Raw genomic sequence first — 16404 nt, 5'->3', positions numbered from 1 at the left:
AATTCTAGGTTGTATTACCTTCTGCGCAGCGCGCAGGTATAAAAGCCATCGCCGTTTGCATCAGGAAGGTCCTGATGCTCTTCAATGATATGCCAGTCGGGATTGCGCTGGCAGAAGGCTCGAACTCTGCGGCTGTTTTCATCTGACAGGATTGAGCAGGTTGCATAAACCAGCAGGCCAGCATCCGCGACAAGCGGGGCTGAAGCGTTAAGCACTTCATCCTGTGATTGCATGACATGCGCCAGATCTTCAGGCCCCAAACGCCATTTTGCATCCGGCGTGCGCCGCCACGTCCCGCTTCCGGTGCAAGGTGCGTCGCAAAACACGACATCAAATTTCCCCGCCTTGGCAAGCGCCTCAGTCGCGAGAGGCGTAATCGTCACACCGGCCCGCGCCGCACGGACGGGCAGATCGCGCATCCGCTGCGGGGCGATATCATGGGCAAATACTGTCGCCTCGTATAGATCGGCAAAGGCCAGCGCCTTGCCGCCGCCACCGGCGCAATAGTCCAATACGCGGGCACCATCCGGCACAGCAACCCGGCGCACGGCCCGTTGCGATGCCGCGTCCTGCAATTCCACCAGTCCTGACAGATAGGCGGCCGCGGTTTTGACACGGCGCGGATTGCCGGTAACACGCAGACAGCCTGCAACATCAGGATGCGCAATGACCGTCACACCGTCTTTGGCAAGCGCATCCATGGCCGCAGTCACCGATCCTTTGCGCATGTTCACGCGCAAGAAGACGTCGGCACGGCCCTGCTGCACCATTGCGACCGCTTCGGCGCGTTCACCCAGGCTTTCCTGCCACAGCGGCCAGAGCCAATCCGGCAGATCGCAGCGGGCCGGGACAGAAAGCGTCAGCGGCGCATCAAGCGCCGCCATTTCTTCAGCCGTGAGCGGGTCGGGCGCGTGGCCATCGCCGGAAAACAGCTCGGTCATGGGCCAGCTTTCACGCTGGGCAAGACGCTGCATCAATTCCCGACCAGCGCCATCACCGAGCGAGCGTTTCGCGCGCAGCACGTCAAAAACATGATCGCGCACCGCAGCGCGGTCTTTGGATCCGGCAAAACGGCTACCCCGCGCCCAGGCTGTCAGCGCCTGCTCGGCAACAGCCCCCGCCTGAATTTGGTCCAGCACCGCAATTGCGGCGGCCACACGTGCGCCGGGGGTCATGCCCTATCCGATCCGGTAATTCGGGCTTTCGCGGGTAATCTGCACATCATGGACGTGACTTTCTTTCAGGCCCGCACCGGTGATCTTAACGAAGGTGCAATTCTTGCGCATCTCGTCAATCGTGGCACAACCGGTATAGCCCATCGCCGCGCGCAGACCGCCGACAAGTTGGTGCACAACAGCATGGGCCGAACCTTTGTAAGGCACCTGCCCCTCGATCCCCTCGGGCACGAGTTTATCGCTGGCTGCCTCTTTCTGGAAATAGCGGTCGGCTGATCCGCTGGCCATTGCGCCAAGGCTCCCCATCCCGCGATAGGATTTGAAAGACCGGCCTTGATAGAGGATCACCTCACCGGGGCTTTCATCGGTACCGGCGATCATTGAGCCGACCATCGCGCAGGACGCACCTGCCGCAATCGCCTTGGCGAAATCGCCCGAAAACTTGATACCGCCATCGGCAATGACAGGCACATCGCCTGCACCAGCCGCGCAATCCATGATCGCCGTCAGCTGCGGAACACCGACACCCGCAACCATGCGGGTCGTACAGATCGAGCCCGGCCCGATACCGACCTTCACCGCATCTGCCCCCGAACCGATCAGCGCCTTGGCCGCCTCGGCCGTTGCAATATTACCGGCCACGATCTGCACCTCGTTGGACAGCATCTTGGCGCGTTCAACAGCCTTGGCGACACCCTCGGAATGGCCATGGGCGGTATCAATCACGATCATATCAACGCCCGCTTCGACAAGCGCCTGGGTCCGCTCGAACCCGGCATCGCCCACGCCAGAGGCCGCAGCAACACGCAAACGGCCCAATCCGTCTTTGCAGGCTATCGGGTTCAGTACCGCCTGTTCGCTATCCTTAAGTGTCAACAAGCCTGTCAGCTTGCCCTTGTCATCGGTGATCAACAGTTTTTCGATCCGGCGCGATTGCATCAAGGAGCGCGCCTCGTCCAGATCGGCGGGTTCACGCAGAATGGCCAGATTATCCGTCGTCATCATCACGCTGACAGGTGTGTTGTCATCTTGCGCAAAGCGCATGTCACGGTTGGTGACGATGCCGACAACCTTGCCACCCTCGCCGACAACGGGGAAACCGGTGATCCGGTAACGCTCCATCAGCGCCTTGGCATCGGCCAAGGTTTGATCGGGGCGCAAGGTGACGGGGTTGTAGACTGTGCCAGAGACAAAGCGCTTGACCCTGCGGATTTCCTTGGCCTGATCCTCGATGTTGAGGTTCTTGTGGACCACACCGATGCCACCGGCCTGCGCCATAGCAATTGCCATGCGGCTTTCGGTCACAGTATCCATTGCGCTGGACAAAAGCGGGATATTCATGCTGATGGATTGGGTCACGCGGGTGCGCGTGTCCGCAGTCGACGGCAGCACACTGGACGCCCCCGGCACCAACAGAACATCATCAAAGGTGAGTGCCTCGCGAATCTCCATCAACCAGTCTCCTTTGTCGTGGTATCGTTGGCACGTCCCTATTGCATGGATAATGAAGAACCGAAAGACCTAACTGGTTGAAAAGCTAGCTTGTGACTGGCCACGAATGTGACCACTGTCGCGCTTATGGCAGAAAGTGGCGCAACAATCGGAACAACGGCGAAACGGTGCGCGCGCGCAGCATCCAAGCTGCTGGTGGTTTTTGTCCTCGTTTATCTTGCAAAAACGGGCATTGATTTCCTGATGGCGAAAATCGCGCTGTTCGAAACCGACGAAGCCGCGCGTATGATGACCGGGCTGCTGATCACCGTGATGGTTGGATACGCGATCCTTCTCGCTATTCCCTTTGTGCCCGGTGTCGAGATTGGCATCGCCATTCTGCTGCTCGAAGGCGCGCAGGCGGCACCGTTCGTCTATTTCGCGACGGTCTGCGGCTTGGCGCTGGCCTTCTGCATCGGACAATACGTACCGATGGCACGGCTTGTCCGGTGGTGCGAGGACTTCTATCTGGCGCGGATTGCACGTTTGATGCAACGAATCCACGAAACCCCGCGCGACGACCGGCTGCAAGCGATGCAAGACCGTCTGCCCAAGTGGCTTGCCCCGATCTTTTGCAACTATCGCTACGTCACGCTCGGGCTGGCGATCAACCTGCCAGGCAATGTGGCACTTGGTGGCGGTGGCGGGATCATGCTGGCAGGCGGGCTCAGCCGGTTGTTCGAGACCCGGCATGCAATGATGACGATAATCGTCGCGACATTGCCTGTGCCTTTGTCCGTCTGGCTGCTCGGCACTGACGTCCTGCAATAGGATGCCGCTGCTCATAGTCATTATGACGGATACGGGCCTTCTCTTTGCGCGGACAGACGCTACATTCGCGGCAAGAACAAACAGGCGCATATCATGTCCAAAGATCCTCTTGTCATTTTCACCCCGTCCGGCAAACGCGGCAATTTCCCTGTCGGCACCCCTGTCCTGACAGCGGCGCGCCAGTTGGGCGTTGATCTTGATAGCGTTTGTGGCGGGCGCGGCATCTGTTCAAAGTGTCAGATCACTCCGTCCTATGGTGAATTTTCCAAACACGGCGTCACCGTGGCCGATACCGCATTGTCAGAATGGAACAGCGTCGAGCAACGCTATGACGACAAACGCGGTCTGAAGAAAGGGCGGCGTCTGGGCTGTCAGGCAACGATCCAAAGCGATGTCGTGATCGATGTGCCCGCCGAAAGCCAAGTGCACAAACAGGTCGTGCGCAAACGGGCCGAAGCGCGTGAAATCATCATGAACCCTTCGACCAAACTCTACTACGTCGAAGTGGCCGAACCGGACATGCACGACCCTTCGGGCGATCTGGAACGGCTGGTCGCCGCGCTGCGCCGCGAATGGGACCTGCCCGCGCTGGAAGCCGATCTCGGCGTGTTGAAAACCCTGCAAAAGGCGCTGCGCAAAGGGGAATGGAAAGTCACCGTCGCCGTGCATCTGGGCGATGCGGTTTTCAGCCCGCGCATTATCCAGATTTGGCCCGGGTTTTATGAGGGCAAGCTTTATGGGCTGGCCGTTGATCTGGGCTCGACCACCATTGCTGCCCACCTGTGTGATCTGCAATCCGGCGAGGTTGTGGCCTCATCCGGCATCATGAACCCGCAAATCCGTTTCGGCGAAGACCTGATGAGCCGCGTGAGTTACGGGATGATGAACCCCACCGGTTCCGACGAAATGACGAAGGCCGTGCGCGAGGGCATGAACGCCCTTTTCGTGCAAATCGCCTCCGAGGCAGGGATCGACCGCAATCTGATCATGGACGCGGTTTTTGTCTGCAACCCTGTGATGCATCACCTCTTTTTGGGCATCGACGCCTATGAGTTGGGGCAAGCCCCCTTCGCGCTGGCCACGTCTGAATCGATCTCTCTGCGCGCGACCGAGCTTGATCTGAACCTGCACCCGGCTGCGCGGGTCTATATCCTGCCCTGCATCGCGGGCCACGTCGGCGCAGATGCGGCAGCAGTCGCCCTGTCCGAGGCACCGGATAAATCCGACGATCTTGTGCTTGTGGTTGACGTGGGCACCAACGCGGAAATCCTTCTGGGGAACAAGGAAAAGGTCCTCGCCTGTTCCTCACCGACGGGTCCGGCCTTTGAGGGGGCGCAGATCAGTTCCGGCCAGCGCGCCGCCCCCGGCGCGATTGAACATGTCGAAATTGATCCGGTCACCAAACTACCCCGCTTTCAGGTCATCGGAAGCGATATCTGGTCGGATGAAGACGGGTTTGACGCGGCAATTGCGCAAACGGGCATTACGGGCATCTGCGGATCAGGTATCATCGAGGTGATCGCAGAAATGCGCATGGCTGGGATCGTCGATGGACCCGGACTAATCGGATCGGCCGAGCAAACCGGATCGCCCAACTGTTTTCAGGACGGGCGCACGAATTCCTACCTGCTTTATGATGGCACCGAAAATGGCGGGCCAAGGATTACGGTGACCAACACTGACATCCGCCAAATCCAGATGGCCAAAGCAGCGCTTTATTCGGGCGCGCGCCTGCTGATGGATAAATTCGGTGTGGACAAGGTGGACCGCGTGGTACTGGCAGGCGCGTTCGGCGCGCATATCAGCCCCAAACACGCGATGGTACTGGGGATGATCCCCGATGCGCCGCTGGACAAGGTGACAAGTGCGGGCAATGCCGCAGGCACCGGCGCGCGGATTGCGCTCTTGAATACCGATGCGCGCCACGAAATCGAAGAGACCGTGCACAATATCCACAAGATCGAAACCGCGATTGAACCGCGCTTCCAAGAGCATTTTGTGAATGCCTCAAACATCCCCAACGCGGTCGAGCCCTTTCCGATCCTCAACAGCATCGTGGCAATCCCGCAGGTCAATCATAACACAGGTGGCGGCGGTGACGCTGGCCGCAGACGGCGCCGGCCGCGTTAAACGACGATATCGACCGTTGTTTCCGGCCCGTCAGGCCCTGCGGTGAAAATCATGGTCACCTGCGCCTTTTGCGAGTCTGACATGCGGTTGAACAATCGGTCGCGCGCATTTTCGGGGTGATCCGCCAGATAGAATTGTGTGGTCAGCAATTCGGATGATCCATCCAGCACTTTGGCATGGATGTGCGGCGTACGGCCCGGGTACACCGTGGGCCTGATCGTGCGAAACCGAAACTGCCCTTGGGCATCGGTGATGTCATGGCCAAAGCCTTGAAAGCCTGCATCATAGGCCACATCACGACTGTCGCCGTCGTGCAGGTATTTGCCGTTCATGTCGCATTGCCAGATTTCGACACGCACCCCCGCGCGCGGCTGCCCATCTGTATCAAGCACCCGCCCGTTGAGGATGATCACCTCGCCGCCTGCCTCTTGGACCAGCCCCATCACCTTGACCAGATCGTTGTCCACATCCGCCATACGCATCGACGGGGTCGGATAGAACGGCCCTTCTGTGGCGGCGGGTGTGGGCGTGGCTGCGCGGGCCTGCGTGCCAAAACCCAATACGCCGACAAAGGCGGCAATCTGGGCCAGAACGGTGCGGCGGGTCTTTGACATGGTGGGATTCCTCTGTGTTGTGCCACGCTGTGTTAGGCCTGCGCGCCCATGGGCGCAAATCACGGATCGGCGAGCGCAAAGCGGATCCCCGCCGATGTGAAGAGCCATTGACGCGCATCGCAGTGCGGCTTATGCAAACGGCTGCGCGGGTATGGTGAAAAGGTATCACGAAAGCTTCCCAAGCTTCAGTTACGGGTTCGATTCCCGTTACCCGCTCCAATGGCATCATCAAGTTATTGTTTTTATTTGGTTTTAAATAATTTCAGCCAAAAAACCCGCCCTTTTATCCACCCTTGATGAGTTACCGCAAAGCAACGCTATTTAAGGCGTTTTAAGCCGCGCTTAGAGCAAGCCACTAGGCCTGAGTTTCCTAGGTCGGCTTGGGGTCTGGAGCAGGCCAATGCGAAAAAGGAATTGGCCCACGCATTTCCACGCAGGCCAACGATCATACTCAATTTGGCTTACAACCCAAAGAAGGTCACCAGTGGCTCTTTGGCTGGTTACTTGTTTGCGTTGCTGGGGCTGGTTTTACCGCCTGGCTGGTCATAGGGATTGTCATCATCAAAGTCTGGCCGCTGACCGTCCATCGTACCAGCACGCGGTCCCGGGTTGTTGTTCCCACTGTTGCCAGTGATGCCGTCCCAAGGGCTATTGCCGACAGGCTTAGCGTTGCCGGGGTTGCCGCGTGTTTCCACTGGTGTCTCTGGATCCTCGCAGCTGCCATCCACGCATTCGGCGTAGCTCGCTGTCCCGAACCCAAGTGCCATCGCTGCGATTGCGCTCAGTACTGTAATTTTTGTGATCGTCATGACAAGTCTCCTTAGAGATTACTGTTTACATCAAAGGACGAACATCAGCCCTTCGCGCCTTGAGGCTGCGCCTCAAAAGGCGAGATAGCAATGATCTTTGTCAAATGCCTTGATATTCATTGATGTTAGGGAACCCGTCAAACAGCCATCAATCATGACGAGAAACCGGACGGGCCAGCCTCTCGCTGCCCGTCCTTGCCAGATAATTGCTGCGCAGTCTTATCTGTGTCTGACCATACCCACGCGCCTAGTCTGGCTCCCGTTACCCGCTCCACGCACCTCAAACAGCCAGTGAAAGCCACAGGATCTGATGCGCGGCCAGCGTTACCCCTGTGCGGACATGGTAAGACTCACCGGTGATCAGGTCGGTCATCCGTGGCGGTGTTTCAAGGAACTGATCCGCGGCCACTTCCTGGGCGTCATCCGCGAAATTCGCCAGTATGCAAACCTCTTGGCCATCCCCGCTGCGCACGTAACCCAGCACATGGGGGTTATCCGTCGGAAACGGTCTGATCGCGTTGCCGGCCAGACCCGGAGCGGCACGGCGCGCCTCAATCAACTGCTTCATGCGTGCAAAAATCTGGCCCGCGTTTGTCTCCGGATCAAACCGCTGCGCATAGAGTACATCAGGCCGCAGGGGCCGCCCAACCCAGCGCTGATCCTTGGCTTGTCCCGGGTTCTGTTTGTAGGCGTCATCATTCAGTTGGCCGACCTCATCCCCCAGGGACAACAACGGAATACCCCCTGCCGAGAACGCAATGCCGTAAAGCAGGATCATCCGGTCGATACCGCCCGCGTCCCCTGCCTCAACCCCTGTCAGTGAGGCGGTCGTCCCGCACACACGGCAATCGCCGGTTTTGGGGTTATATTGGAAGGGCACACCCCGCGCGAAGCTGCCTTCGAACTGGTTTGTATAAAAACTGTTCAGGAAGCGGCGGTGATCGAAGCCCAGAATATCTAGCTCGGCGGCGTCCTCATCGGCAAATGTCCAGCCGATGTCGTCATGGCTGCGCACATAGTTCACCCATGCGCAGTCTGCGTTGATCGGTTGGCGGCGGGTGATGGCCTGATCAATCAGTTCCACTTTGCGCGTGGCCAAAGCCTCCCAACTCAGCGCCATCAAAAGCGGATTGTAGGAAATCGGGCATTCCTCGGGGTCGATGTAGGAAACGACCTCGTCAGGGTGGACGATCGCCTCGGATTTGAACAAAAGCGACGGCGCTGCAATACGGCACACAGCGTTGAATGCGCGCAAAAGCAAATGCGCCTCCGGCTGGCTCTCGCAGGTGGTGCCCAGCCGTTTCCAGATAAAGGCCACAGCATCCATGCGGATCAGGTCGACACCCTGATTGGCCAAGGCCAACATTTCCCCCGCCATGGCGCAGAAGACGGCGGGATTGGAATAGTTCAGGTCCCACTGGAAGGAATGGAAGGTGGACCAGATCCAGCGGCCATCTTCCATCTGGATAAAGGCCCCGGGGTGGTCGTCCGGAAAGACCTCGCGCACCGTACGCTCAAAGGCGTCGGGCATCCGGCGGTCATTGAAAATCCAGTAGTAATCAGAATACTCCGGATCGCCTGCTGCCGCCTTTTGCGCCCATTCATGTTCGTTCGAGGTGTGGTTAAAGACAAAGTCCACAACCAGCGATATCCCCGCCTCGCGCAGGTCCTTGGCCAAGGCGCGCAGATCGGCCATGGTTCCCAGATCGGCGCGCACCTCACGGTAGCTCGACACAGCATAGCCACCGTCAGAATTTTCCTTGGGGCAATCAAAAAGCGGCATCAGGTGCAAATACGTGATCCCGAGTTCCTGAAAATAGGGAACATGCTCTTTCAGCCCTGCCAGATTGCCAGCGTAGCGGTCGACATAGCAAAATGCGCCCAGCATCTGGTTTGACTGGAACCAGTCAGGGGTCGCCTCGCGCGCGGCGTCCAGTGTCTTGAGATCATCCGCGCGGTCCCGCCATGATGTCTGCGCCAGCACGATCAGTTGTGCCAACTGATCGAGGCAGCTTTCATGGGCGCCATAAAGCGTGGCGAAAAGGTCAAAAAGCTGCGGGAAATGCGCCTCGAAACGCGCGTGAAAGGCACGCCCGTCGTCATCGTTGCGCGACAGGCCCGCGTCTTCCAAAGCGGCCAGAACATAGCTTTTTGCAGCTTTGCGTTGTTGGGTCGTTGAGAGCATTCTAGCACACCAATAAATGAGGTCGGACCGATCCGACTGTCACGGGAACACCGCGCGATATCAAGGGATTTCAGGCGTGCGCAATCTAGGATGCCTAGAGCAGAAACATCCCTGAAAGTCCCGCCACTCCGATCGAAAAACTCAGCGGCAGCACCGCATTTGCCATCAGGTGCCACTTGCTGTTTTCAGAGCCGAAGATCTTGCGCAACTGGACAAAAACGAACGCGCTGACAAAGAAAACCACCAAGAAGATCAGGGCGGCATAGCCCGCGTTCGACACTGGCACAAAAAGCGCGACACCAGCCATCAGCTTGACCGCCCCCGCCCCTGATCCGCCAATAGCGAACATGACAAGCCCGAAGAGGAAGACGCCCAATGCCAGACCCATTTGCCAGTAAAACGGTGTGCGGTCCTCGGCCACAACCAGCAACACCGCAAACAGAACAAACGGCAACGCCGTCAGCCAGTTCGGGATGCGCCCTGTTCTGATTTCCAGCAACATCGCGACAACGATAATGGCCGCGACAGCGTAGGGGATCATTTCAACGATCATGTGATGGTCCTTTGTGAGGTGTCGCGCTGCTTATGACAAAGCCCGCACCCTAGGACACCCCATGCATCTGCAGAAAGTCAACAAGTGCGGCAGTTGAGCCATCCTTGCCATCCGCGCTCTCTTTGCCCTCGACAACAGGCTGCAGCGCAGTGGCAAGCTCTTTGCCCAGTTCCACACCCCATTGATCATAGGAATTGATGCCAAGCACCACCCCTTCGACAAACACGCGGTGCTCATACAGCGCCACGATCTGGCCCAGCACCTCGGGTGTCAGCTGCGGATAGGCGATGGTCACGGAAGGGCGGTTGCCCTTGAACACGCGGTGGCGGGCCTGGCGTTCGAGTTCCGCACCGGCGAATTTATCGGCCACCTTGCCGCGGGCTTCATCCAGCGTGCGCCCGCGCATCAATGCCTCGGACTGGGCCAGACAATTGGCGACCAAAAGCTGGTGTTGATGGTGCAAATCATCCTCATGTCCGCGCGCCGCCACAAGGAATTCACACGGGATCACGCGAGTGCCCTGGTGGATCAACTGATAAAAGGCGTGCTGGCCATTCGTACCCGGCTCACCCCAGACCACGGGGCCACTATCGATGGTCAGATCGGCACCGTCCATGCTGACGCCCTTGCCGTTACTTTCCATCTCGAGCTGCTGCAAATAGGCAGGCAGACGCGCCAGAAGGTTATCATAAGGCAGAACCGCGCGTGTCGCGTGGCCGCAAATCTGGTTGTGCCAGATCCCCACCAGCGCCAGCATCGCAGGCAGGTTTTCTTGCCAGGGGGCGGCCTGGAAATGGCGGTCCATGGATTGCGCGCCGCGCAGGAAGGCACGGAATGCGTTAGGGCCAACAGCGATCATCAAGGACAGGCCAATCGGACCCCACATGGAATAACGGCCACCGACCCAGTCGGCGAAGCCAAAGACGCGCGCGGGATCAATACCAAAGGCCGCTGTTTTGTCCGCTGCCGTCGAAAGGGCCGCAAACTGTGCGCCTGTATCTGAAACGGTTTGGCCCATCCACGCTTGCGCCGTCCGCGCGTTGGTCATGGTTTCAATCGTGGTAAAGGTCTTGGAGGCCACAATTACCAAAGTTGTCGCCGGATCACAGCCGCGCAACACGCCTGCAATATCCGCAGGGTCCACGTTGCTCACAAAATGGCAGCGCGGACCGTCGTGATAAGGGGCCAGCGCCTGTGCCGCCATCGCAGGCCCCAAATCGGACCCGCCAATGCCGATGTTGATCACATCGGTGATCTTGCCGCCCTGCCCTTTGAAACGGCCGCTCCGCACATCATTGGCAAAGCTCTCCATGCGCGCCAAAGTGTCCAGAACCTCTGGCATGACATCCTGACCGTCCACCATGACGGGCCCGCCATCAAGATTGCGCAAAGCGGTGTGCAGCACGGCACGGCCTTCGGTTTCATTGATCGGCGCGCCCGAAAACATCGCGTCACGCTTTTCTGCAACGCCCGCTTCATCCAGCAGCGCAATCAGCAAGGCGCGGCCTTCAGCGTCGATATTCGTCTTGGCGTAGTCCAGCCGCATGTCACCCGTTTGCGCCACAAAATCAGCAGCGCGGGCGGCGTCCAGCATGGTCTCGATCCGGCGGCTTGCGACAGCCTCGTGATGATCTTTCAGTTTGCGCCACATCTTTTACGCCTCCGCCCAGTGTACTGTTGCACCGTTCAAGACAGCAGCCACAGGTGCCTCTTGCGGGGATAAATGCCGCGCTCTTTCCAGTGCGGCGCGCTTTTCGCCCCCCACAATCACTATGTGCCGGCTCATCGCGGCATTCAGGACTGTCGCAGACAGTGTAATACGCGGCTCTGGCGCACCGGGCGCGCGCATGGCGACCAAGCGATCACTGCCTTGCAATGCCAGATCAAGCTGATCGGCACCGGGAAAAATCGATGCTGTGTGCATATCCGCCCCCATCCCCAAGAGTGCCACCGTGAGTGGCAATGCGGGGCTAAGACTAGCCGCGAGTTCAGCGAGCTTTTCTTCCGGTGTCGGCGCATCGGCGTAGAGCGGCAAATAGGTCGCCGCAGCGGCGCGGTCGGTCAACAACCTCTCGCGCAACAGCCGCGTATTCGACCGCTCGGACGTCTCCGGCACCCAGCGTTCATCGGTCAACATCACCTGCACACGCGCCCAATCCAGATCAACGGCACACAGGCTGTCAAAGATTGGCCCCGGCGTTGTCCCGCCCGGCACAGCGAGCGATGCGGTATCATTCGCGCGTAGGGCTGATGACAGCTCACTGGCCAGTTTATCAGCCAGATCCATCATCATCATTTCCGCATCCGGATATTCAACGAGCTTCATAGGACCAATCCTCTTCTTCGGTCAGGTCAATTCAAACATGCCGCGCGCCCGAATGGCTTAGCCCTTGATTTCACGCCATTTCCGGCCATCACGGTGCAACAACATCATCGCATCCTCCGGCCCCGCAGAGCCTGCGTCATAATGCTTGGGCACGTCGTTACGTGCTTCCCAGCTATTGATCAGCGGATCGGTCCAGGCCCAGGCCGCCTCAACCTCGTCACCGCGCATAAAGAGCGTCTGGTTGCCACGGATCACATCCATGATCAGGCGCTCATAGGCGTCCGTCACATCCTCGGCCCCGTCGCCCAAGGCATCCGCAAAGGTCATGTCCAGCGGCACATCAATCAGGCGCATGCCCCCCGGCCCCGGTTCCTTGATCGTCACCTGCAAATCAATACCTTCGTTGGGTTGCAAGCGGATCGCCAGAATATTGCGGTGACGGGCCTCATCACCCTCAAATATCGTATGACCGAGGTCTTTGAAAACGACAGCAATCTCGGACGACCGCGCCTTCATGCGCTTGCCGGTGCGCAGATAGAACGGCACACCCGCCCACCGCCAGTTGGCGATGTGACAGCGCATGGCGATAAAGCTTTCGGTAAAGCTGCGGGGGTTTTCCGCGTCTTCGCGATAGCTGGGGCCGTCAGGGCCTGCATCATACTGGCCACGTACAATATGATGATGATCTATGGACTGTAGTGCCCTGATAACCTTCAGTTTTTCGTCGCGGACTGCATCAGCCTCGAACTGGCCAGGAGGCTCCATCGCAATCAGGCACAACAGCTGCATCAGGTGGTTTTGGACCATGTCGCGCATCGCACCGGATTTGTCATAATAGGCCCCGCGCCCGCCGACACCGACGGTCTCGGCCACGGTGATCTGGATGTGATCGACGTAGTGGTTGTTCCAAAGCGGCTCGAACAGCACGTTGCCAAAGCGCACTGCCATCAGGTTCTGCACCGTCTCTTTGCCCAGATAGTGGTCGATCCGGTAAATCTGGCTTTCGTCGAAATGCGCCGCCAGCGTCTGGTTCAATTCGCGCGCTGTCTCAAGATCGCGGCCAAAGGGCTTTTCCACCACGATGCGGCTTTGCGCATTGGCAATCTTGTTGGTGTGCAGCCGTTCCGCCAAATCACCAAACAGAGACGGTGCGACCGAAAAGTAGAACGCCTGCACCACGTCTTGGCGGACAATCGCGGCCAGATCGGCCCATCCGCCCTCACCGCGCGCGTCAATCGCAACATATTCAAGTTGTTTAAGAAAGGCCTCCAAGCCTTTCTTATTACTAGCTTCTTCGCCACCAAATTCAGCGACTGCCTCAGCGATCATCTCGCGATAGCCATCGCCGTCCAATTCAGACCGCGCAGCACCGATGATCCGTGAACCAGCAGGCATTTGCCCCGAGAGAAAGCGCCGGAAAAGACCGGGCAAGATCTTGCGCCGGGCCAGATCGCCGGTGCCGCCAAAAATCACGAGATCGAATTCATCGACAGGAATGACGCGAGAGACCACAATAAACCCCCATAGGATGCCGCGTTAGCGCTAACGCCGCCTACCTAACCCGATGCGTGGCCCAAGTCTAGCACTGCTGCGCAGTTACGCTTCGAGTTCTGCATCCCAGTAGAGGAAATCAAGCCAGCTTTCGTGCAGATGATTGGGCGGAAATTTGCGCCCGACATTGTGCAACTGCTCAGGCACGGGACGGCGCGGCGGTTTTTGCAGGCTCATGCCGCATTGCTTGAGCGAACGTGATCCTTTGCGCAGGTTGCAGGGTGAACAGGCCGCCACAACATTTTCCCAACTTGTAATCCCGCCACTGGCACGCGGAACGACATGGTCAAAGGTCAGATCACCGCGCGCGCCGCAATACTGGCAGCAAAACTCATCGCGCAAGAACAGGTTGAAGCGGGTAAACGCCACCTGTTTCTGCGGCTTGATATAGTCCTTGAGCACAACAACCGACGGGATTCTGATAATCGTCGACGGGCTGCGCACCACCTCGTCATATTCGCTTACAATATCCACACGGTCGAGCCAGGCAGCCTTGACCGCCTCCTGCCAGGGCCACAGTGAAAGCGGGTAATATGACAAAGGGCGATAATCTGCGTTCAGAACCAACGCTGGATAGTGTTTGAGTGCGCCCGGTTCGCGCACAAAGTCAGTTCTGAAGTCGGCCTGCGTCATCTGTCACACCCCAATAAGGCTGTGCGGGACCAGTCAATGCGGCAATCCCGCGTTCATCTTATTGAAGACTATATATCGCGTCAGAAATGTGACAAGCCCCAGAATATGCGGCAAAAACTGCAATGTGCACCGCAATTATGCGGCCATGGCATCCTCTGACAGCATCACCTGCGCACGGCCCTGCATTTTGGCCCGCAGCAAAGCCGCCTCGGCGCGCTGCATCAGCTTGCTCAGCGTGGTTTGACCATCAGCCAGAACGACCCCAACAGAAACGGTGACTTCGAACCGCGTCTGACCGGTTGTCACCAGCAAACCTTGGGCCAGCCGTTCAGCAATCTCGCGTCCCGCGTCCAGGGGCGTGCCCGGCAAATAGACGGCAATGGTTGCGCCATCGATCCGCCCGACCACATCTGTGGTCTGCGTCATCTCACGCAGGCGGATGGCGAGCGCCATCAGGCACAGATCGCCCGCGTGATGATCATGTTTCGCATTGATTTGTCCCAAGCCATCAATATCGAGCATCATCAGTACGCCGGTCTGTACCAGTTTACGTTCTGTGTGCCGCAAGAACGCTTGCCGTTGGAGCAAGCCAGTCATCTGATCGGTTTCACTCGCCTTGATCAATTGAACGCGCAAACGGCCCATATCTGTCATGATGCCCGTCGCGACAGCATAGAGCGGCAGGCCAATCATCACCATCGTACCAAGGTATTGTCCCATGACACCGTGAAACGCATGATCGGTCAGCACATCATGCGCAAAGACTGTCCCAACAACGCCCAGCGCCAGAACACTGTACCGCAGCACCCAGCCCAGCCGGTCCTTGGGACCCAGTAGTGAAACGATAGGACTGTGCATGTTTTACCCGTTATTTTGTCAGAATCGTTAATTTCAAAACAAGTGTCTGCATGAATGTTGTAATGAGTCCCAGTAAAAGTTGACAGATTGACGCACCGTATCTTATCCCCAGCCGATTGCGCATGAAAGCCCGTCAGGCGCGGTCGCGGCTATCGGCGCGCCCATTACCGCTCCATCAGGCCCGCGATCCGTGGCAAAGCCGATGCGAAATCTTCTTCGGCAATTTCTGGACCCGCGACGTTCATCAACTTCAGCGGCACGGGTTTCATCGCCGTCCCCTGCCGCATTTCATAGGCCAAGGGTGCCGCGTCGTGCAGTCCGTTGATCCCCGAGGCCACCCCTTGATGTAAGGACACATCAAAACCGTCAGGGTCTGCGATCGTGGCTTCAAATACGTCGCGTCCTTGCAGGATCAACCAGCCGCGAAAGTCCGCAAAGGCGTCATCTGAACAACCGCCCTGCAGCAGATAGGCAAGCGCCCACAGGTCCCAGCGATAGGCGCGGGCCTCAAGATTACGTAGGATTTTATCAAAATCGCGGATGGCTGTCGCTTTGAATGCCGCCAGTCTTTCTGGAAGCGTTTCGATGCGTTCGCCGATGGATTGATCTGTTCGGCCCTCTTCGACAAGGTTCCAAAACAGGTCTTCATCCATTTTGCGTGGATCGGCCTTGCGATTGGGGCGCGGTCTGGCTTCGGCCTCGATTGCTGCAATGTCCGCGTCGATGCCTGCCAGTTCCGTTTCGCTCGCACCCGTTCTCGTTGCTGTTTCACGAAACGCGGCCATCAGGTCCAATAATTCCCGCTTCATGTCTGGAATACCGCTGATCAGCTTTTCATAGTCACAGCGCTGGCGTTGCTCGGATGACCCGATATTTTTGGATTTCCGAAACTGCGCATTTCGTTCCGCGATATACCACCAAAATGTGGCTTTGAGGCACCCCATGTGCGCCCGCCAAATACGTCGCACCCGGGCCCCCTCGCCGATTGCGAGAAACCTTTCAAGCACCGCCAAGCGCCCTTGCCCTATCGGACCAAAGCTAACCTCACCTGACGGGGTGCAATGCGCTTCGATCTGATCATACCGTTTCTGTTCAAAATAAAGCTCAATCAGCCATTCATTGAGGTCTTGGCAATAAAGCCCGTAAAGGGATTGCCCTTTTTCTTGCGCCACAACACCACGTTCGGCAAGCGCGACCAAAGCATCGGTATAGCGTTCCCAATCATCATCAATGGACCGAAACCGCGGGATAAACCCCGTGATCCGGCCACTTTCAAAACCCAACGAGTCGATTTCGCTTTTTCGCATT

The 16404-nt window shown here is 58.1% G+C and carries 14 protein-coding genes and 1 tRNA gene; 3 read left to right on the top strand and 12 right to left on the bottom strand.

All coding sequences use genetic code 11. The annotated features are described in order from the left end of the window. Positions 1-14 precede the first annotated feature (14 nt). Together B0B09_RS02780 and guaB are read right to left on the bottom strand one after the other, a co-directional pair. A complete protein-coding gene (locus B0B09_RS02780; protein ID WP_076658279.1) occupies positions 15-1175 on the bottom strand; it encodes an RsmB/NOP family class I SAM-dependent RNA methyltransferase in 1161 nt (386 codons plus the stop codon). A 3-nt stretch (positions 1176-1178) separates the two neighbouring features. Continuing rightward, a complete protein-coding gene (guaB, locus tag B0B09_RS02775; protein ID WP_055292635.1) occupies positions 1179-2627 on the bottom strand; it encodes an IMP dehydrogenase in 1449 nt (482 codons plus the stop codon). 126 nt (positions 2628-2753) lie between these two features. On the opposite strand from guaB, the gene B0B09_RS02770 reads away from it, so the two are divergent. Continuing rightward, positions 2754-3437 (top strand): hypothetical protein, encoded by a 684-nt coding sequence (locus tag B0B09_RS02770; protein ID WP_131824985.1) that lies wholly within the window; start codon positions 2754-2756, stop codon positions 3435-3437. 93 nt (positions 3438-3530) lie between these two features. Continuing rightward, positions 3531-5567 carry an ASKHA domain-containing protein gene (locus B0B09_RS02765; protein ID WP_076658277.1) on the top strand — a complete coding sequence of 679 codons (2037 nt, stop codon included), beginning with the start codon at positions 3531-3533 and terminating at the stop codon, positions 5565-5567. On the opposite strand, the gene B0B09_RS02760 is transcribed toward B0B09_RS02765, so the two are convergent. After that, the gene (locus tag B0B09_RS02760) at positions 5564-6181 is read right to left on the bottom strand and encodes a dioxygenase family protein (protein ID WP_076658276.1); all 618 of its coding nucleotides are present in this window, start codon (positions 6179-6181) and stop codon (positions 5564-5566) included. The genes B0B09_RS02765 and B0B09_RS02760 overlap by 4 nt on opposite strands. Before the next feature lie 145 nt (positions 6182-6326). Here B0B09_RS02760 and B0B09_RS02755 point away from each other — a divergent pair. Next, positions 6327-6400, top strand: a tRNA-Gly gene (locus tag B0B09_RS02755). 281 nt (positions 6401-6681) lie between these two features. On the opposite strand, the gene B0B09_RS02750 is transcribed toward B0B09_RS02755, so the two are convergent. The 9 genes from B0B09_RS02750 to B0B09_RS17770 form a co-directional block, all read right to left on the bottom strand. Then, positions 6682-6990 carry a hypothetical protein gene (locus tag B0B09_RS02750; RefSeq protein ID WP_076658275.1) on the bottom strand — a complete coding sequence of 103 codons (309 nt, stop codon included), beginning with the start codon at positions 6988-6990 and terminating at the stop codon, positions 6682-6684. A gap of 280 nt (positions 6991-7270) precedes the next feature. Beyond that, entirely contained in the window at positions 7271-9175 is a 1905-nt protein-coding gene (locus B0B09_RS02745) for an alpha-amylase family glycosyl hydrolase (RefSeq protein ID WP_076658274.1), read from the bottom strand. Positions 9176-9269: 94 nt separating this feature from the next. Beyond that, the gene (locus B0B09_RS02740; RefSeq protein WP_055292630.1) at positions 9270-9728 is read right to left on the bottom strand and encodes a prepilin peptidase; all 459 of its coding nucleotides are present in this window, start codon (positions 9726-9728) and stop codon (positions 9270-9272) included. 49 nt (positions 9729-9777) lie between these two features. Then, the gene (gene pgi / locus B0B09_RS02735) at positions 9778-11379 is read right to left on the bottom strand and encodes a glucose-6-phosphate isomerase (RefSeq protein WP_076658273.1); all 1602 of its coding nucleotides are present in this window, start codon (positions 11377-11379) and stop codon (positions 9778-9780) included. Between the two features lie 3 nt (positions 11380-11382). Then, positions 11383-12054, bottom strand: coding sequence for a 6-phosphogluconolactonase (gene pgl / locus B0B09_RS02730; RefSeq protein ID WP_076658272.1), 672 nt, complete (start codon positions 12052-12054; stop codon positions 11383-11385). A gap of 57 nt (positions 12055-12111) precedes the next feature. Further along, complete coding sequence (gene zwf / locus B0B09_RS02725) at positions 12112-13566, bottom strand: glucose-6-phosphate dehydrogenase (RefSeq protein WP_076658271.1); 1455 nt, start codon at positions 13564-13566, stop codon at positions 12112-12114. Positions 13567-13650: 84 nt separating this feature from the next. Next, positions 13651-14238, bottom strand: a complete 588-nt coding sequence (locus tag B0B09_RS02720; protein WP_076658270.1) for an HNH endonuclease — start codon at positions 14236-14238, stop codon at positions 13651-13653. 135 nt (positions 14239-14373) lie between these two features. Continuing rightward, positions 14374-15096 carry a GGDEF domain-containing protein gene (locus B0B09_RS02715; protein WP_084190708.1) on the bottom strand — a complete coding sequence of 241 codons (723 nt, stop codon included), beginning with the start codon at positions 15094-15096 and terminating at the stop codon, positions 14374-14376. 164 nt (positions 15097-15260) lie between these two features. Continuing rightward, a complete protein-coding gene (locus B0B09_RS17770; protein WP_076658268.1) occupies positions 15261-16403 on the bottom strand; it encodes a DUF4240 domain-containing protein in 1143 nt (380 codons plus the stop codon). Position 16404 lies beyond the last annotated feature (1 nt).

The organism is Yoonia rosea (assembly GCF_900156505.1).
Classification (GTDB): Bacteria; Pseudomonadota; Alphaproteobacteria; order Rhodobacterales; family Rhodobacteraceae; genus Yoonia; species Yoonia rosea.
Note: the sequence above shows the minus strand (reverse complement) of the source record. Positions and strands in the feature narration are given on the sequence as shown.